This window comes from Variovorax sp. UC74_104 (assembly GCF_044055375.1).
Classification (GTDB): Bacteria; Pseudomonadota; Gammaproteobacteria; order Burkholderiales; family Burkholderiaceae_C; genus Variovorax.
On the sequence record NZ_CP171978.1, the window covers coordinates 2532587 to 2551732 of the forward strand.

15 protein-coding genes and 2 pseudogenes are annotated in these 19146 nt (G+C 68.9%); all 17 read left to right on the forward strand.

The window, feature by feature from the left end:
• The first annotated feature begins 2 nt into the window (after positions 1-2).
• Positions 3-995: a PDR/VanB family oxidoreductase gene (locus tag ACHMXA_RS11820; protein WP_395320744.1), complete on the forward strand. Its 993-nt coding sequence runs from the start codon at positions 3-5 to the stop codon at positions 993-995.
• A 20-nt stretch (positions 996-1015) separates the two neighbouring features.
• Positions 1016-2329: an aromatic ring-hydroxylating dioxygenase subunit alpha gene (locus ACHMXA_RS11825; protein WP_395320746.1), complete on the forward strand. Its 1314-nt coding sequence runs from the start codon at positions 1016-1018 to the stop codon at positions 2327-2329.
• Positions 2329-2823, forward strand: a complete 495-nt coding sequence (locus ACHMXA_RS11830) for an aromatic-ring-hydroxylating dioxygenase subunit beta (protein WP_176664557.1) — start codon at positions 2329-2331, stop codon at positions 2821-2823. The genes ACHMXA_RS11825 and ACHMXA_RS11830 overlap by 1 nt, the downstream gene beginning before the upstream one ends.
• A gap of 10 nt (positions 2824-2833) precedes the next feature.
• A pseudogene (locus tag ACHMXA_RS11835) lies at positions 2834-4460 on the forward strand (AMP-binding protein).
• Entirely contained in the window at positions 4457-5629 is a 1173-nt protein-coding gene (locus ACHMXA_RS11840; RefSeq protein ID WP_395320749.1) for a thiolase family protein, read from the forward strand. The pseudogene ACHMXA_RS11835 and the gene ACHMXA_RS11840 overlap by 4 nt, the downstream one beginning before the upstream one ends.
• Positions 5626-6879: an SDR family NAD(P)-dependent oxidoreductase gene (locus ACHMXA_RS11845; protein ID WP_301506629.1), complete on the forward strand. Its 1254-nt coding sequence runs from the start codon at positions 5626-5628 to the stop codon at positions 6877-6879. Before ACHMXA_RS11840 ends, ACHMXA_RS11845 begins: the two co-directional genes overlap by 4 nt.
• A gap of 15 nt (positions 6880-6894) precedes the next feature.
• The gene (locus ACHMXA_RS11850; protein WP_093198749.1) at positions 6895-7707 is read left to right on the forward strand and encodes a cyclase family protein; all 813 of its coding nucleotides are present in this window, start codon (positions 6895-6897) and stop codon (positions 7705-7707) included.
• A complete protein-coding gene (locus ACHMXA_RS11855) occupies positions 7704-8438 on the forward strand; it encodes an SDR family NAD(P)-dependent oxidoreductase (RefSeq protein WP_395320751.1) in 735 nt (244 codons plus the stop codon). The genes ACHMXA_RS11850 and ACHMXA_RS11855 overlap by 4 nt, the downstream gene beginning before the upstream one ends.
• A 61-nt stretch (positions 8439-8499) precedes the next feature.
• On the forward strand, positions 8500-9669 hold the full coding sequence (locus ACHMXA_RS11860) for an ABC transporter substrate-binding protein (protein ID WP_176664563.1): 1170 nt from the start codon (positions 8500-8502) through the stop codon (positions 9667-9669).
• 22 nt (positions 9670-9691) lie between these two features.
• Complete coding sequence (locus tag ACHMXA_RS11865; protein ID WP_176664564.1) at positions 9692-10846, forward strand: ABC transporter substrate-binding protein; 1155 nt, start codon at positions 9692-9694, stop codon at positions 10844-10846.
• A 27-nt stretch (positions 10847-10873) separates the two neighbouring features.
• The gene (locus ACHMXA_RS11870) at positions 10874-12199 is read left to right on the forward strand and encodes an aromatic ring-hydroxylating dioxygenase subunit alpha (protein WP_176664565.1); all 1326 of its coding nucleotides are present in this window, start codon (positions 10874-10876) and stop codon (positions 12197-12199) included.
• Positions 12196-12660 (forward strand): aromatic-ring-hydroxylating dioxygenase subunit beta, encoded by a 465-nt coding sequence (locus tag ACHMXA_RS11875; RefSeq protein ID WP_176664566.1) that lies wholly within the window; start codon positions 12196-12198, stop codon positions 12658-12660. The genes ACHMXA_RS11870 and ACHMXA_RS11875 overlap by 4 nt, the downstream gene beginning before the upstream one ends.
• A 52-nt stretch (positions 12661-12712) precedes the next feature.
• Positions 12713-13876, forward strand: a complete 1164-nt coding sequence (locus tag ACHMXA_RS11880; RefSeq protein ID WP_176664567.1) for an ABC transporter substrate-binding protein — start codon at positions 12713-12715, stop codon at positions 13874-13876.
• 34 nt (positions 13877-13910) lie between these two features.
• A complete protein-coding gene (locus tag ACHMXA_RS11885; protein WP_176664568.1) occupies positions 13911-14966 on the forward strand; it encodes a branched-chain amino acid ABC transporter permease in 1056 nt (351 codons plus the stop codon).
• The gene (locus ACHMXA_RS11890) at positions 14963-16750 is read left to right on the forward strand and encodes an ATP-binding cassette domain-containing protein (RefSeq protein WP_176664569.1); all 1788 of its coding nucleotides are present in this window, start codon (positions 14963-14965) and stop codon (positions 16748-16750) included. The genes ACHMXA_RS11885 and ACHMXA_RS11890 overlap by 4 nt, the downstream gene beginning before the upstream one ends.
• Before the next feature lie 82 nt (positions 16751-16832).
• The gene (locus ACHMXA_RS11895) at positions 16833-17564 is read left to right on the forward strand and encodes an ABC transporter ATP-binding protein (protein ID WP_126022780.1); all 732 of its coding nucleotides are present in this window, start codon (positions 16833-16835) and stop codon (positions 17562-17564) included.
• Positions 17554-19144: pseudogene (locus ACHMXA_RS11900) on the forward strand (ATP-dependent acyl-CoA ligase). Before ACHMXA_RS11895 ends, ACHMXA_RS11900 begins: the two are co-directional and overlap by 11 nt.
• Positions 19145-19146: the final 2 nt, after the last annotated feature.

The window sequence follows — 19146 nt, forward strand, 5'->3', positions numbered from 1 at the left end:
AGATGAGCACCCCCTCGGCCACCATTCCGCTGCGCGTCACCGAAGCGCGGCAACTGAATCCGCTGATCCGCATGCTTCGCCTGCGTGCCGAGGATGGCCGCGCGCTGCCCGGCTTCGCGGCCGGTGCCCACATCCGTGTGCAGGTATCGCTGGCCGATGGCAAGACCGACTGGCGCCACTACTCGCTCATCAACTTCGACACGGCGCGCAACGCCACCAACGCACCGACCGAGTACGTGATCGCGGTGCGCAAGGAAGCCGAAGGCCGCGGCGGTTCGCGCTTCATGCACGAGGGGCTGAAGGAGGGCGACACCATCGCCATCGAGCCGCCGAAGAACGACTTTCCGCTGCACACCGGCCCGGGCGGCTCGGTGCTCGTGGCGGGCGGCATCGGCGTGACGCCGCTTGCCACCATGGCCGCGCGACGTCGTGCCGAGGGCGCGGCGGTGCGCATGCACTACGCCGGCCGCAGCCGCGAGCTGATGGCGTTCCTGCCCGAGCTGCAGGCGCTGCTGGGCGACGACCTGCACGTGCACGCCGATGCCGAAGCAGGCACGCCGCTGGCCATCGACGCACTGCTCGACGGCGTTCCCGCCGGCGACCGCCTGTACGTGTGCGGCCCCAAGGTCATGCTCGACGCGGTGCTCGAACGCACCCAGGCGCGCGGCTGGGAGCATGACCGCGTGCACTTCGAGCTCTTCACCGAGCCCGTGGCGGAAGAGGGCGACCAGCCTTTCGAAGTGGAGCTGGCGCAGTCGGGCCAGTGCTTCACGGTGCCGGCGGACCAGAGCATCCTCGACTGCCTCATCGAGCAGGGCTGCGACCCGATGTTCGACTGCAAGCGCGGCGAATGCGGCGTGTGCGCCGTGCCCGTGCTCGAAGGCGAGATCGACCATCGCGACTACGTGCTCACCGCCCGCGAGAAGGCGCAAGGCAACGTCATGCAGATCTGCATCTCGCGTGCCAAGGGTGCGCGCCTGGTGCTGGATATCTGAAGCAAGGAGACATGAACGCCATGACCTCGTACAGAGACAACCCCGATGCCATCCGCGCGCTGGTGCAGAACGACCGGGTGCACCGCGACCTGTACACCAGCCAGGAACTCTTCGAGCTGGAGCAGGAGCACTTCTTCGCCAACACCTGGAACTACGTCGGCCATGAGAGCCAGCTGCCCAAGCCCGGCGACTGGATCAGCAACGAGATCGCCGGACGTCCGCTGATCGTTGTGCGCCACTCCGACGGCAGCGTGCGCGTGATGATGAACCGCTGCGCCCACAAGGGCTCGCGCCTGGTCAACGGGCCCTGCGGCAACACCGGCAAGTTCTTCCGCTGCCCTTATCACGCCTGGACCTTCAAGACCGACGGCGCGCCGCTGGCCATTCCGCTGAAGACCGGCTACGAGAACACGCAGCTGCACGAGTGCGAATCGGGCAAGGGCCTGACCACCGTGAAGCACGTGCGCAGCCACCGCGGCTTCATCTTCGTGAAGATCAACGACGCCGGCCCCGATTTCGACGAGTACTTCGGCGACTCGCTGAGCTCCATCGACAACATGGCCGACCGCTCGCCCGAGGGCGAACTGGAGATCGCCGGCGGCTGCCTGCGCTTCATGCACCAGTGCAACTGGAAGATGTTCGTGGAGAACCTCAACGACACCATGCATCCGATGGTGGCGCACGAGTCCTCGGCCGGCACCGCCAAGCGCATGTGGGCCGACAAGCCCGAGAGCGAGCCCAAGCCCATGGCGGTGGAGCAGTTCGTGCCCTTCATGTCCGACTACAAGTTCTTCGAGGACATGGGCATCCGCACGTACGACAACGGCCACAGCTTCACCGGCGTGCACTTCAGCATCCACAGCAAGTACAAGGCGATCCCCGCGTACGACAACGCCATGAAGGCGCGCTACGGCGACGAGAAGACCGCGCAGATCCTCGGCATGGCACGGCACAACACCGTCTACTACCCGAACCTCACGATCAAGGGCGCGATCCAGGCGATCCGCGTGGTCAAGCCGATCTCGGCCGACAAGACCCTCATCGAGAGCTGGACCTTCCGCCTCAAGGGCGCACCGCCGGAACTGCTGCAGCGCACCGCGATGTACAACCGCCTCATCAACTCGCCTTTCTCGGTGGTGGGCCATGACGACCTGCAGGCCTATCGCGGTATGCAGGCCGGCCTGCACGCGAGCGGCAACGAGTGGGTCAGCCTGCACCGCGACTACGACCCGACCGAGCTGAAGGGCGGCGAGATCACCACCGGCGGCACCAACGAGCTGCCCATGCGCAACCAATACCGCAGCTGGGTGCAACGCATGACGGAGACGATGTGATGGCCGGCAGCGCGTCAGAAATCACCCGCCAGCACCTGATCGACTTCGTCGTGAACGAGGCCTACCTGCTCGACACCCGCCGCTACGAGGAGTGGAACGCGCTCTTCACCGACGACGCCTTTTACTGGATACCGCTGATTCCCGATCAGGAGGATGGTCTCAATCACACCTCGCACCTCTATGAGGACAAGCTCCTGCGCGAGCTGCGCATCGAGCGCCTGAAGAGCCCACGCGCCTTCTCGCAGCAGCCGCCGAGCCGCTGCCATCACCTGCTGCAGGTGCCGGTGGTGGAGCAGTTCGACGCGGAATCCCGCCGCTACGTGGTGCGCACCTCGTTCCACTACACCGAGTCGCAGGGCGACGAGATCCAGTTCTACGTGGGCACCTTCTTCCACCACCTCACGGTGCAGGACGGCGCGCTGCGCATGACGCTCAAGCGCGTCAACCTCCTCAACTGCGACGCGGCCCTGCCGGCCGTGCAACTCTTCATCTGACAGGGACGAGATGCCGCACGCCACCGTCCACGACGTCTTCGCAGCCCACCGCGGCCCGCACGCCGCAGGCCGAATTCCTTTTCACCGAATCGGTGACCGCCGCCGCCTACGGCATCGAAGCGGGCGCCATCCGCTGGGGCGAAGCTGCGGAGCGCATCGAGCGGCTGCGCGCGGCCTACGCACGCGCCGGCTACGGCCACGGCCATCGCGTCGGCCTGCTGCTGGAGAACCGGCCGGCTTTCATCTTCCATTGGCTCGCGCTGAACGCACTGGGCGTGAGCGTGGTGCCGATCAATGCTGAGATGCGCTCGGCCGAGCTGGTCTACCTGATCGGCCACAGCGAGATAGGCCTGGCCGTGACGCTGCCCGAGCGCGCGGTCGATCTGCGCGCGGCGGCCGCACAGGCAGGCATCGCCTTCGAGACCATGGGCCCGGACGACGCGGTGCCGCCCGCGAAGACAGCCGCGCCGCGCGCTGGCGAGCCCGTGGGCATCGACACCGAATGCGGCCTTCTCTACACCTCGGGCACCACGGGGCGCCCCAAGGGCTGCATCCTGAGCAATGCCTACTTCCTGCGCGCGGGCGAGTGGTACGCGGCGCTCGATGGCGTGTGCAGCATCCGACCCGACAAGGAGCGCGTCATCACGCCGCTGCCGCTCAACCACATGAACGCGATGGCCTTCTCCACCATGGTGGTGCTGGTCGCGGGCGGCTGCCTGGTGCAGCTCGACCGCTTCCATCCGAAGACCTGGCTGGCGAGCGCGAAGGAGAGCAGCGCGACCATCGTCCACTACCTGGGCGTGATGCCCGCGATGCTGCTGTCGGCACCCGCATCGGCGGCCGACCGCGACCATGCCATCCGCTGGGGCTTCGGCGCCGGCGTGGACCGCAAGAACCACGCACCCTTCGAGGAACGCTTCGGCTTTCCGCTGGTCGAGGCCTGGGCCATGACCGAGACCGGCGCGGCCGCCTGCATCATGGCCAACCGCGAGCCGCGCCTGGTGGGCACCAGTTGCTTCGGCCGGCAGGAAGACTTCGTCGAGATCCGCCTGGTGGGCGACGACGGCAGCGACGTCGGCGTAGATGCGCCCGGCGAACTGCTGGTGCGCTCGGCCGGCCCAGATCCGCGGCGCCACTTCTTCTCCGGCTACCTGAAGGACGACGAGGCCACGCGCGAAGCCTGGGCCGACGGCTGGTTCCACACCGGCGACCTGGTGCGCCGTGATGCCGAGGGCAACTGCTTCTTCGTCGATCGCAAGAAGAACGTGATCCGCCGCAGCGGCGAGAACATCTCGGCCGTCGAGGTCGAGAGCGTGCTCAACCAGCATCCGGCGGTGAAGGCATCGGCCGTGGCGGCCACGCCCGACGAAGTGCGCGGAGACGAGGTGCTGGCCTGCATCGTGATGCGCGAGGGCACTGATGCCTCGCAGCTCGAACAGACTGCGGCCAGCATCGTCCAGCACGCGCTGGCGCAGTTGGCCTACTACAAGGCACCCGGCTACGTGGCCTTCGTCGATGCACTGCCGCTCACGCCGTCGCAGAAGATCCAGCGTGGGCAGCTGCGCGACATGGCGCAGTCGCTGCCCGGCCAGGCCCATTGCATCGACACCCGCTCGATGAAGAAGAGGCAGGCATGACGGCGAAGCGGCTCTCGTACGAAGGCGTCGCAGTCGCGGTGCCCATCACCGTGCCCTACGTGCGCTACTCCACGCGCACCGCGCACTGGTTCGTCGGCCAGGCCATCCAGGCGCTGGTGAAGGCCAGCGGCGTGCCCAAGGAACAGATCGACGGCCTGTGCCTCAGCAGCTTCTCGCTCGCACCCGACACGGCCGTGGGCGTCACCCAGCACCTGGGCCTGTCGCCGCGCTGGCTCGACCACGTGCCCACCGGCGGTGCATCGGGCGTGATGTGCTTGCGCCGTGCGGCGCGCGCGGTGCAGGCGGGCGATGCCGACATCGTGGCCTGCGTGGGGGCCGACACCAACCACGTCGATTCCTTCCGCCAGACGCTGGGCAGCTTCAGCAACTTCGCGCGCGATGCGAGCTACCCCTACGGCTCGGGCGGCCCGAACTCGATCTTCGCCTTCATCACCGCCAACTACATGCGCACCTACGGCGCCAGGCGCGAGGATTTCGGCCGCATCTGCGTCGACCAGCGCACCAACGCGCTGGGCAACCCGAACGCGATGTTCAAGAAGGGGCTGACGCTCGACGAGTACATGGCCGCGCGGCCCATCTCCGACCCGATCCACCTGTTCGACTGCGTGATGCCCTGCGCCGGTGCCGACGCCTTTCTCGTGATGAGCGAGGAGCGCGCCCGTGACCTGGGACTGGCGCACGTGGTGATCCGCGGCGCCATCGAGCGCCATAACGCCTACGCCGAAGACCCGGTGATGGTGCAGGGCGGCTGGCGCAAGGACCGCGACGACCTCTACGCGCAGGCCGGAATCCAGCCAGCGGAGCTCGACTTCGTGCAGACCTACGACGACTACCCCGTCATCGTGATGATGCAGTTCGAAGACCTGGGCTTCTGCGAGAAGGGCGAGGGCCCGGCCTTCGTGCAGGCCAACACCATGACTTTCGACGGCAGCTTTCCGAACAACACGAGCGGCGGGCAGCTTTCGGCGGGGCAGGCGGGGGCTGCGGGCGGCTTCCTCGGCATGGTCGAGGCGATCCGGCAGCTGACCGGCGAAGCCGGCGCGCGCGCCGTGCCCGACGCACAGCTGGGCCTCGTCGCCGGCTTCGGCATGGTGACCTACGACCGCTGCCTGTGCACAGGCGCGGTGATCCTCGGGAGATCGGCATGACCATGCCCTTGATGCGCCCCCCGCGCAAGAACCCGGTGCTGCGCACCCGGCAGATGAACCTGCCGCCTGGCGCGCGCGGCCGCGTGGCGCTGGGCCTGACCGCGGCCGCAGCCGAAGGCCGCTTCGAACTCCAGACCTGCGACGACTGCGGCACGGTGCAGTACCCGCCGCGCGAGGTCTGCCACAAGTGCCTTTCCGCCGCGCTGCGCTGGCGGCAGCAAAGCGGCGAGGGCGAACTGCTCGGCAGCACCACGCTGCATCACAGCAACGACCTGTTCTTCCGCGAGCGGCTGCCCTGGCGGCTGGGCCTGGTGCACCTGGATGCCGGCCCCACGCTCATGGTCCACCTGCATGGCGAGGTCGGCGACGCGCCACAGAGGGTGCGCGTAGGCGCACGGCTCGACCGTGCGGGCCAGGCCGTTCTCATTGGTTTTCCGAACGAAGGGAGTCCCCACATGGCCGACGACAAGATGCTGCGCGAGATGACCAGCGACCCCAAGTTCCGCAAGGTGCTGGTGACCGACGGCAAGACGGAGACCGGCCAGGCCATCGTGCGCGCGCTGGTGAAGGCCGGCGCCGACATCGTCTGGGTCGGCCACGCCGAGCCCTGGAAGAAGATGGGCGACGGCCTCGATGACATCTCGGCGCTGCCGCAGGTCACGCTGGTGCCGCTGGACCTGACCAACGGCCGGCAGGTCACGGAGCTCGCGGGCTCCATCGGCGGGAAGGTCGACATCGTCATCAACAACGCGGAGGTGCACCGCACCTTCGGCATCGGCGCGCGGCGCGGCACCGATGTGGCCAAGGCCGAGATGGACATCAACTACTTCGGGCTGCTGCGCCTCGCGCAGGAGTTTGGTCCCGCGCTGAAAGGCCGCTCGGCCGACGGCGTGACGGGTGCGACCGCGTGGGTCAACCTGCTGTCGATCTACGCGCTGAGCAACTTCCCGCCGCACGGCACCTTCAGCGCATCGAAGGCGGCGGCGCATTCGCTCGCGCAATGCCTGCGCGCGGAGATGCGGCCCGCCGGCATCCGCGTGATCAACGTGTTCCCCGGTCCCATCGACGACGAATGGAACCAGCACACGCCACCGCCCAAGCTCGCGCCCTCGGCACTGGCCAACGCCATCGTGAAGGCGCTGCGCGACGGCGTGGAAGACGTATACCCCGGCGACGTGGCGCAGGAGTGGCTGGAGCGCTGGCGCGACAACCCCAAGGTGCTCGAGCGCGAGCTGGCCGCAGGCGGTTGAGACAGGAGCCAACGAATGACCACGACGACCGAACTGATGTCCACCGCCGAGATCCTCGGCGGCCTGGTGACCGCCATGGCCAGCGGCCGCATCCGCGTGATCGACCTCACGCAGACACTGACGCCCGAGTTCCCGCAGATCGCGCTGCCGCCCGAGATGGGCCAGTGCTGGCCTTTCCGAATCGAGGAGGTGTCGAAGTACGACGAGCGCGGACCCGGCTGGTACTGGAACAATTTTTCCTGCGGTGAACACACCGGCACGCACTTCGACGCGCCGATCCACTGGATCTCGGGCCGCGACCTGCCGAACAACTCGGTGGACACCATCCCCGTGCAGCACTTCGTGGCGCCGGCCTGCGTGATCGACTGCTCGCCGCAGGTGAAGGACGACCCCGACTACCTGCTGACCCTGGAAGACATCGAGGCCTACGAGGCTGCGCACGGCCGCATCCCGAAGGGCGCGTGGGTGCTGATGCGCACCGACTGGTCGAAGCGCACCGACCCCGAGGCCTACCAGAACTTCGACGAGACGGGCCAGCACACGCCCGGCCCGAGCACCGCGGCCGTGCGCTTCCTGGTCGAGCAGCGCGACGTGCTGGGCTTCGGTTCCGAAGCCATCGGCACCGATGCCGGGCAGGGCTACCACCTGCGCCCGCCGTACCCGTGCCACTACTACATGCACGGTGCGGGCCGCTACGGGCTGCAGTGCCTGAGCAACCTCGACCTGCTGCCGCCTTCGGGTGCGGTGCTGATCTGCCCGCCGCTGAAGATCGAGAAGGGCAGCGGCAGTCCGCTGCGCGTGCTGGCGCTGGTGGGAGCGCAGGCGTGAGCGCGGCCGCCCCCAAGGTCGCGGCCGTCACCGGCGGCAGCGCAGGCATCGGCAAGGCCATCTGCGAAGACCTGCTCGCGCAGGGCTACGAGGTGGTGTCGCTCGCGCGCCGCAAGGCCGAGATCGACCACCCGAAGCTGCACAGCATCGAGGTCGACCTGAGCGACCGCGCCGCCACCGGCGAGGCGGTGCGCGAACTGGTCGAGCGCTTCTCGCCCACCACCATCGTGCACAACGCGGGCGTGATCCGCGCCGCGCTGCTGCCCGACGTGAAGCTCGACGACCTCGACGCGCTGGTCGACCTGCACCTGGGCTGTGCGATCCAGCTCGTGCAAGGTGCGTTGCCCGCGATGCGTGCGCAGCGCTTCGGCCGCGTGGTGCTGCTGTCGTCGCGCGCCGCGCTGGGGCTGGCCACGCGCACCAGCTATTCGGCCACCAAGGCCGGCATGCTGGGCATGGCGCGCACCTGGGCGCTGGAGCTCGCGGGCGACGGCATCACGGTGAACGTGGTGGCGCCGGGCCCCATCCGCACCGACATGTTCTACGACGTGGTCGAGGCCGGCAGCGACAAGGAACGCGCGCTCGCCGCATCGGTGCCCGTCAGGCGGCTCGGTGAATCGGCCGACGTGGCACGCGCCGTGCGTTTCTTCGCGGATGCCGACAACAGCTTCGTCACAGGCCAGGTGCTGTACGTGTGCGGCGGCACCAGCGTCGGAAGTCTCGCCCTCTGAACCTCTTCTCGCCTTCCTGCTTTCTCTCGTCCCTCAAAAAAACCACCTCTGGAGCACCGCCATGAAAGTACTGAACCGAATTCGCACATTCGCGGCCATCGCCGCGGGCCTCGGCGCGCTGACGGGCGCCGCGGGCGCGTGGGCCGCCGATCTCAAGGTCGGCTTCATCACTTCGATGTCGGGGCCGGTGTCGTCGCTGGGCATTCCGTACGACAAGGGCATGAAAGCGGCCGTGGCCTACAAGTCGGAAGTCGGCGGCCGCAAGGTCCAGGTGATCCAGCTCGACGATGCGTCAGACCCGTCCACGGCGGCGCGCAACGCGCGCAAGCTGATCGAGGAGGACAAGGTGGACGTCATCATCGGCACGGCCGGCGCGCCGGGCTCGCTGGCCATCGCCGGCGTGGCGCGCGAGACGAAGACGCCGCTGATCTCCATCGCCAACGCCGACCTGGCGGGCGAAGACGGCGCGTGGATGGTGACGCTGCCGCAGCCCGCGCCGCTGATGATGGGCGCGATGGTCGAGAAGATGAAGCAGTCGGGCGTGAAGACGGTCGCCTACATCGGCTATTCCGACGCCTGGGGCGACCTGGTGTACGACGCGCTCATGAAGTCCGCGCCCGGCGCCGGCATCAAGGTGGTGAGCAACGAGCGCTATGCGCGCAGCGACTCGTCGGTGGCTGGCCAGGTGCTGAAGATCGTGGCGCTGCGCCCCGACGCGGTGATCACCGGCGCATCGGGCACGCCGGGCGCGCTGCCCTACCTGGCGCTGCAGGAGCGCGGCTACAAGGGAAAGATCTACGGCATGCACTCGCTGATCAACCCCGACTTCATCCGCGTCGGCGGCGCGTCGGTCGAAGGCCTGCTGGCGCCCACGGGCCCGGTGGTGGTGGCCGAGCAACTGCCCGACGCCAACCCGATGAAGAAGATCGCGATGGACTTCCGCGCCGCCTTCCAGAAGGCCAACGGCGCACCGCCCACCGACACCTTCTCGGCCTACAGCTTCGATGCGTGGCTGATCTATCTCGACGCCGCGCAGCGCGCGCTGGCCAGCAAGGCCGAACCCGGCACGCCGCAGTTTCGCGTGGCGCTGCGCGACGCGATCGTGAGCACCAAGGAGCTGGTGGGCACGCACAGCGTCTACAACTTCAAGCCGACCGACCGCTACGGCTCGGACGACCGCTCTCGCGTCGTGGTGCGGCTCGACAAGGGCCAATGGAAGCTCGTTCCCTGAAACGCCCGACGTGAAGACCCCCATGAAAAAGATCACCCGCATCCTCGCCGCCACGGCAGTCGCTGCAGCCGCCGCCCTCGCCGCGGCGCAGGCCATGGCTGCCGACCTGAAGATCGGCTTCATCAGCTCGCTCTCCGGCCCCGTGGCCGCGCTTGGAGTGCCGTACGAGAAGGGCATCCGCGCCGCGATCGCGGAACGTCCCGAGATCGCCGGACGCAAGGTGCAGCTCATCGTGCTCGACGATGCCTCCGACCCCACCACGGCGGGCCGCAACGCGCGCAAGCTGGTGACCGAGGACAAGGTCGACGTGCTCATCGGCACATCCGGCGTGCCCGGCGCGATGGCCATCGCCTCGGTGGCGCGCGAGCTCAACACGCCGCTGATCTCGCCCACGCCCGTGACCATTCCCGGCTCCGAGGGCGCGTGGACCGTGACCGTGTCGCAGCCCTTCCAGCTCATGGTGGCGGGCGTGGTCGAGCGCATGAAAGCTTCGGGCGTGAAGACGGTCGCCTTCATCGGCTTCTCCGACGCGCTGGGCGACCTGGCCTACGACTCGCTGGTCAAGAGCGCCGACGCGGCCGGCATCAAGGTGGTGGCGAACGAGCGCTATGCGCGCAGCGATTCGTCGGTGGCCGGGCAGGTGCTGAAGATCGTCGCGGCCCGGCCCGACGCGGTGTTCGCCGGCAACTCGGGCACGCCGGGCGCGCTGCCCTACATCGCGCTGGCCGAGCGCGGCTATAAGGGCAGGATCTACGGCACGCACGGCCTCATCAACGCCGACTTCGTGCGCGTGGGCGGCGCTTCCATCGAGGGCCTGCAAGTGCCCAGCGGTCCGGTGCTGGTGGCCGACCAGCTGCCTGACAGCAACCCGATCAAGAAGGTGTCGATGGGCTTTCGCAATGCGTACCAGAAGCTCAACGGCGCGGTGCCGACCGATGCCTTCTCGTCGTACACCTACGACGCTTTCCTGCTGCTGGCGGACGCGGCCTCGCGCACCAAGGGCGAGCCGGGCACGCAGGCCTACCGCACGGCGCTGCGCGATGCGATCGTGAGCACGAAGGAGCTGGTGGGCACGCACGGCATCTACACCTTCAAGCCCGACGACCGCTACGGCTCCGACCAGCGCGGCGTGGTCATCGTGCAGATGACCAAGGGCCAGTGGAAATTGGTCCCGTAGCCCCCGGACCGGCCACCGAGCACAGCCATGACCACCTACCGCAATCGCCCCGATCTCGTCGCGGCGCTGGTGCAGGACGACCGGGTGCACCGCGACCTGTACCTGAGCGAGGAGCTTTTCGCGCTGGAGCAGGAGCATCTGTTCGCCGGCACCTGGGTCTTCCTGGGCCATGCGAGCCAGGTGCCGCAGGCCGGCGACTTCGTGACCCAGGAGATCGCCGGACGGCCGCTGCTCATGGTGCGCCAGCCCGACGGCGACGTTCACGTGCTCTACAACCGCTGCGCCCACAAGGGCACGCAGCTGGTGACGGACGAGTGCGGCAACACCGGCCGCTTCTTCCGCTGCCCGTACCACGCCTGGACCTACAAGCTCGACGGCGCGCCGCTCGGCCTGCCGCTGAAGAACGGCTACGAGGGCACGCAGCTCAAGGCTTGCGAGTCGGGGCAGGGGCTCTCGGTGGTGAAGAACGTGAAGGTGTACCGCGACTTCGTGTTCGTGCGCCTTTCCGACACCGGCCCTTCGTTCGACGAGTACTTCGGCGAGGTGCTGGGCGCCATCGACAACATGGTCGACCGTTCGCCCGAAGGCAAGCTCACGGTGGGTGGCGGCGTGCTGCGCAACATCGTCCACTGCAACTGGAAGATGTACCTGGAGAACATCAACGACACGGTGCATCCGATGTCCACGCACGAGTCGGCCACTAAGGCGGCCGAGGCGCTGTGGGAGGGCCATGCGCCCTCCGACCCCAAGCCGATGGCGATGGAGCAGATCCTGCCCTTCGGCGCGGGCTACGAGTTCTTCGACAGGATGGGCGGGCGCGCGTTCGCCAACGGCCACAGCGTGCTGGGGGTGAACTTCAGCATCCACTCCAACTACGCGCAGCTGCCCGAGTACGAAGCCGCCATGAGCGCTGCGCATGGCGAGGCGCGCGCGGCCGAGATCCTGCAGCGCTCGCCGCAGAACTCGGTTTTCTTTCCGAGCCTGTCGGTCAAGGGCTCGCCGCTGGCCATCCGCGTGATCCGCCCGCTGGCGGCCGACCGCACGTTGATCGAGGCGTGGAGCTTCAGCGCGGCCGGCGCGCCTGCGCTGCTCTTCGAACGTGCCATGAGCTACAACCGGCTGGTGTTCTCGCCGATGTCGGTGGTCGCGCACGACGACGTGCACCTGTTCGAGAGCATCCAGCAGGGCCTGCGCGCGGGCGGCAACGAATGGGTGAGCCTGCATCGCAACTTCGACCCGGCCGAGAAGCAGCAGGCCACGATCACCACCAACGGCACCAACGAACTGCTGATGCGCAACCAGTTCCGCGCCTGGGCGAAGGCCATGGCGGCGGGCATGGAGGCCACGGCATGACGGATCCGCGCGATTTCGTCGCCCATGAGGCGGCGCTGCTCGACGAGCGCCGCTTCGACGACTGGCTGGCCCTGTTCGCGGAAGACGGCCACTACTGGGTGCCGCTGCTCGGCGCGGCGCAGGCCGATCCCTTCTCGCACAACTCGCTGGCCTTCGAAGACCGCCTGCTGCTGCAGCTTCGCGTGGAGCGGCTGAAGAACCCGCGCGCGCATTCGCAGCATCCGGCCAGCCACAGCCAGCATGTGCTGCAGCCCTCGCGCATCGAGCGCGAGGAGGGCGATGAAGCGTGGCTGCGCACGCCGTTCCTCTACGTCGAGGCGCGCGGCGAAGGGCAACTGCTGCTGAGCGGCACCGCACGCCACCACCTCGTTCGCACGTCCACGGGATGGCTGATCCGCGAGAAGCGCATCGACCTGCTCAACGCCCCGCGCGCGTTGCCCGCCATCCAGTTGTTCATCTGATCCATCCGAGTTACCCGTTGTCCATTCCAACCATCCTCACCGGAGCTACGACATGAAGAGCCTGATGCAGACCTTGACGCGCGGCGCCCTTGCCGCCGCGCTGACCGCCTGTGGCGTTGCCAGCGCATTCGCGGCCGACCTCAAGGTCGGCCTGAGCGTGTCGCTGTCGGGGCCGAACTCCTCGCTGGGCGTGCCCTACGCCAAGGGCATGCAGGCCGCACTCGCCTACAAGGGCGAGGTGAACGGCCGCAAGATCCAGCTCGTCGTGCTCGACGACGGCTCCGACCCGACCACGGCCGGGCGCAATGCGCGCAAGCTCATCGAGGAGGAGAAGGTCGACGTGCTCATGGGCACTTCCGGCGTGCCCGCCGCCATTGCCATGGCGCAGGTCAGCAAGGAGGCGAAGACGCCGCTGATCGGCCTCACGCCCATCCTGCTCGACCCCAACGAGAACCCTTGGGTGATGACGGTGGCCCAGCCCACGCAGCTCATGATCGACGCGGTGGTCGAGCGCATGAAGCGCAACAACGTGAAGACCGTGGGCTACATCGGCTTCTCCGACGCCTGGGGCGACCTGGTGTACGAGGCGCTGATGAAGGCCGCGCCCGCCGCCGGCATCAAGGTGGTGAGCAACGAGCGCTACGCGCGCGCCGACGCCTCGGTGACCGGGCAGGTGCTGAAGATCGTGGCGCTGCGCCCCGACGCGGTGATGACCGGCGGCGCCGGCACGCCGGGCGCGCTGCCGTTCCTGGCGCTGCAGGAGCGCGGCTTCAAGGGCGGCGTTTACGGCCAGCACGGACTCATCAACCCCGACTTCGTGCGCGTGGTCGGCGCGGCAGGTCAGAACGCGCTGATGCCGACGGGCCCGGTGATCGTGGCCGAGCAGCTGCCGGCCGACTACCCGACGAAGAAGATCGCGACCGACTTCCGTGCCGTCTTCCAGAAGGTCAACAACGCACCGACCAGCGATGCCTTCTCTGCCTATTCCTTCGACGGCTGGCTGGTGTTCGCCGATGCGGCATCGCGCGCGATGAAGAAGGCCGAGCCGGGCACGCCCGAGTTCCGCGTGGCGCTGCGCGACGCCATCTTCAGCACCAAGGAAGTGGTGGGCACGCACGGCGTTTACACCTTCAAGCCCGGCAGCCTCTACGGCGTGGATGAACGCGCCCGGGTGATCGTCAAGCTCGACAACGGCCAATGGAAGCTCGCACCTTGAACCTCTTGCCTTCGACTCTGTGGAGGGCCGCGCGATGACCTGGGACGTGGCCCTCATCCTCATCACCGACGGCCTCGCCAACGGTGCCATCTATCTGCTGGCCGGCCTCGGGCTGGTGCTGATCTTCTCAGTCACGCGGGTGGTGTTCGTGCCCTTCGGCGACATCGCGGCCTTCGCGGCGCTGTCGCTCGCGGCCTTCGAGACCGGCCGCGTGCCGCCGACCATCGGCATGGTCGCGGTGCTCGCGGCGCTGGCGCTGGCCACCGAAGTCGGCAGCCTCCTGCGGCGCGGCGAGACCGCGCGCATTCCGAAGGCGGTGCTGACCTGGGGCGTGCTGCCAGCCATTCCCTGCGCGCTGGCGTGGCTCGCGGCGCGGCCCGGCGTGCCGGTGGCGGTGCACATCGCGGTGGCGGTTCTGCTGGTGGTGCCCATCGCGCCGCTGCTGGCGCGGGTGGTTTTCCAGCCGATCGCCGATGCCTCGGTGCTGGTGCTGCTGATCGTGTCGCTCGCGCTGCACTTCCTGCTGTCGGGCCTGGGCCTGCTGTTCTTCGGGCCCGAGGGTTCGCGCACCACGCCGCTGACCAGCGCCGTGTTCACGCTGGGCGAAGGCTTCACCGTCAGCGGGCAGGTGGTGCTGATGGTGGGGGCGGCCATCGTGCTGAGCGGCCTCTTCTTCCTGGTGTTCGAGCGCACGGTGGCCGGCAAGGCGCTGCGTGCGACGGCGGTGAACCGCGTGGGCGCGCGGCTGGTCGGCATCCGGCCGGTGCGCACCGCGCTGCTGGCATACGGCTGCGCCTCGCTGCTGGCGGGGCTGATCGGCGTGCTGATCGCGCCGGTGACGACGATGTACTACGACTCGGGCTTCATCATCGGCCTGAAGGCCTTCGTGGCCGCGATCATCGGTGGCCTCGTGAGCTACCCGATGACGGCCGTGGGCGCGCTGGCGGTCGGCGTGGTGGAGAGCTTCGCCTCGTTCTGGAGCGGCGCGCTGAAGGACGTGATCGTGTTCAGCCTGCTGATCCCGGTGCTGATGCTGCGCTCCTTCGCGGCCGCGCATGCCGAAGAGGAAGAAGACGAGGTGGACGAATGAACGGCAATCGCAAACGCATGGCGTGGATCGTCGGGCTGGTCGTGGTGCTGGCGCTGGTGCCGGTGTTCGCGGGCAGCTTCACCGTCTCGCTGCTCAACGACATCGGCATCGGCGCGCTCGTGGCGCTGGGCCTCGTGCTGCTGACCGGCGTGGGCGGCGCCACCTCGTTCGGGCAGGCGGCCTTCGTGGGCATCGCGGCCTATGCGACCGCGTGGCTCACCACTGCGCAGGGCATGTCGCCCTGGCTGGGGCTGCTGTTCGCGCTGCTGCTCACGGGGCTGTCGGCATTGGCCATCGGCATGCTCACGCTGCGGCTGGGCGGGCACTTCCTGCCGCTGAGCACCATCGCCTGGGGGCTCTCCATCGCGATGCTGTTCGGCAACGTCGATGGTCTGGGCCGGCACACGGGCCTGTCGAACATTCCGGCACTGCAGATCGCGGGCTGGTCGCTGGCCGATCCGCGTGCGATGTACTGGCTGATCTGGACGGTGGTGGGGCTGGCCTGCCTGTTCAGCCACAACCTGCTGCAGTCGCGGCCGGGGCGCGCCATCCGTGGACTGCGCGGCGGCGCGACGCTGCTGGCGAGCGTGGGGGCGGACGCTTACCGCGTGCGGCTTTCGCTCTTCGTCACTGCGGCCCTGCTCGCTGGGCTGGCGGGCTGGCTCTACGCCCACATGAACCGCTTCGTGAGCCCGTCGCCATTCGACGTGCGCGCCAGCATCGAGTATTTGCTGATGGCGGTGGCCGGCGGCCTGGGCCAGCTGGGCGGGGCGCTGGTGGGCGCCGCTCTGGTGCTGGTGCTGAAGAACGGCCTGCAGGACGTACTGCCGATGCTCACGCAGCGCGCCGGCCAGCTGGAGGCAGTGGCCTTCGCCGCGCTCTTCATCCTGCTGCTGCACTTCGCGCGCGGCGGCGTGATGGGGCTGCTGCGCCGCTGGACGCGACGCCGCGCCGGCGCGCGGGGGCCTTCGCGCCACGAAGGGCCCGCGGTCGACCCGCTGCCCAACCGCACGCTGCCCGCCCGCGGCTCGCCCGTGCTGTCGGTGAACGGCGCGGTCAAGCGCTTCGGCGGTCTGGTGGCGGTGAACGACGTGAGCTTCGACGTGAAGGCCGGCGAGATCGTCGGGCTGATCGGGCCGAACGGCGCGGGCAAGTCGACCATGTTCAACCTGCTGACCTGCACGCTGCCGATGAGCTCGGGCCAGGTGCGCTTCCTCGAGCACGACATCGCCGGCATGCCGCAGCGCGAGGTGGCGCGGCTGGGGCTGGCGCGCACTTTCCAGCACGTGAAGCTGCGCCCGCACATGAGCCTGCTCGACAACGTGGCGCTGGGCGCGCATTCGCGCACGCGCTCGGGCATCCTGAAGGCGGGCCTGCGGCTCGATCGCACGGAAGAGCAGCAGATCCTGCAGGAAGCGCAGCGCCAGCTCGACCGCATCGGCCTGGGCGACCGTGCGCACGAGCAGGCGGGCAGCCTGCCGCTGGGCACGCAGCGCATCCTGGAGATCGCTCGCGCGCTGGCCGCCGACCCGGTGCTGCTGGTGCTCGACGAGCCTGCGGCCGGGCTGCGGCGCAAGGAGAAGATGGCGCTCGGCGACCTTCTGCGCAAGCTGCGCGAGGAAGGCGTGACCATCCTCATCGTGGAACACGACATGGACTTCGTGATGAAACTGGTGGACAGGCTGGTGGTGATGAATTTCGGCTCCAAGCTCGTGGAGGGCGTGCCCTCGGCGGTGCGCGCGGATGAGCGCGTGCAGGCGGCTTATCTGGGGAGCGTTGTATGAGCGCCGCACGGCCGCCCGAAGGCGCGGGCCCCCTTCAGGGGGCGCGCGAAGTACACGAAGTGACGAGCCTGGGGGTGTCGGTATGACCGCGATGCTGGAGATCGGCGACCTGCATGTGTCATACGGGCAGGTCGAAGCTGTTCGCGGCGTGTCGCTCGACCTGCAGCCAGGCCAGATCATCTCGGTGATCGGCCCCAATGGCGCGGGCAAGACCACGCTGCTGGCCGCCGCCATGGGCCTGCTGCCTTGCAAGGGCACGCTGCGCTTCGAGGGCGAGGACCTGCAGGGGCTCGACGTGGAGGCGCGCGTGGAGCGCGGCCTGTGCCTCGTGCCCGAGAAGCGCGAGCTCTTCGGCGAGCTCACCGTGCTCGACAACCTGCAGCTCGGCGCCTATGCCAAGCGGCTGCGCGGCGACGCGATGAAGAAGCGGCTGCAGTCGGTGTACGACCGCTTTCCGCGCCTGGCCGAGCGCCGCTCGCAGCGAGCCGACACGCTCTCGGGCGGCGAGCGGCAGATGCTGGCCGTGGGCCGCGCGCTGATGTCGGCGCCGCGCCTGCTGATGCTCGACGAGCCCAGCCTGGGCCTGGCGCCGCTGATCGTGCGCGACATCCTGGCGATCGTGCGCAAGCTGCGGGAGGACGGCGTGTCGATCCTGCTGGTGGAGCAGAACGCGCGCGCCGCGCTCGAAAGCTCCGACCACGGCTATGTGCTGGAGACGGGCGAGATCGCGCTCTCGGGAGCCTCGGCCGAACTGGCGAGCGACTCGCGCGTGCAGGCCACCTACCTCGGCGGAGGCACGCACGATGACGACTGAGCCCCGCGCCGTACCGCCCGCGCAACGTACGTTGCCGGTGATGCTGCAGCGGCAGCCCGAACTGTTCGGCGCGCGCACGCTGCTGAAGATCGCGGGGAGCGCGTGGACGCACCGCGATGCGGCTCGCGTTGCGGCGGCGCGGGCCGGCGCGCTGACGCAGGCCGGCGTGGTTCGCGGCGATCGCATCGCGGTGATGTGCGGCAACCGCGTCGAGTTTCTCGAAAGTTTTCTGGGTGCGGGATGGCTGGGCGCTTCGACGGTGCCGGTCAATACGGCGTCGATGGGGCCGCAGATCGAATACTTCCTTGCGAACAGCGAGGCGAAGCTGCTGGTGATCGAAGCGGGCTTCCTGGAGCGGCTTGCGGCGGCAGACCTGGGGCGTACCGCGCTGCGGGAGATCTGGGTTGTCGGCGAGACGGCTTCGGATGCCTGGCGGGCACTTGCGGGCGTGCGCGTCGTGGCGTATCCCGCGCATGGGGAACCCGTCGAGCCTGCGCCGGTGCAGCCTGGGGACGCGCTCGCGATCCTCTACACCTCGGGCACCACGGGGCCCGCCAAGGGCGTGGTCTGCCCGCACGCACAGTATTTCTGGTGGGGTGTGAACACCGCGGAGGTGCTCGGCGTGGGCACCGACGACGTGCTGTGCACCACGCTGCCGCTCTTCCACATCAACGCGCTCAACACCTTCGCGCAGGCTGCCCTGACGGGCTCGCAGGTGGTGTTCGAGACGCGCTTCTCGGCGTCGGGCTTCTGGCCGACGATGCGCGCGAGCGGGGCGACGGTGGTCTATCTGCTGGGAGCGATGGTGCCGATCCTGCTGGCCCAGCCCGAAGGGGCCGGGGAGCGCGACCACCGCGTGCGCATCGGGTTCGGGGCCCGGCGTGCCGGCTGCCGCCGCTGCCGCGTTCAAGGCGCGCACGGGCGTGTCGCTGCTGGAGGGCTATGGCTCGACCGAGACCAACTTCGCCATCGCCACCGCGCCCGATTCGCCGCGCGGCGGCGTGATGGGCTGGCTGCGCCCGGGTTTCCAGGCGCGCGTGGCCGACGAAGACGACGCGGCCCTCCCACCCGGCGAGGCGGGCGAACTGCTGCTGCGCGCCGACGAGCCCTACGCCTTCGCGAGCGGCTACTTCAACATGCCGGAGAAGACCGTCGAGGCCTGGCGCAACCTCTGGTTCCATACCGGCGACCGCGTGGTGCGCGATGCGGATGGAGCCTTCCGTTTCGTCGACCGCATCAAGGACGCGATCCGGCGGCGCGGGGAGAACATCTCGTCGTTCGAGGTCGAGCAGGTGCTGCTGAGCCACCCTGCTGTGGCTTCGTGCGCCGTGTACCCGGTGCGCTCCGAGCTCGCCGAGGACGAGGTGATGGCCGCGCTTGTGGTTCGCGAGGGCGCGACCGTCGATCCTGCCGAGCTCGCGCGCTTCTGCGAAGGCCGGCTGCCGTACTTCGCCGTGCCGCGCTACATCGATGTGCTGGCCGACCTGCCGCGCACCGAGAACGGCAAGGTACAGAAGTTCAAGCTGCGGGAACGCGGCGTGGGGCCGCAGACCTGGGACGGTCGGCCCGCGAAGGCCTGAGC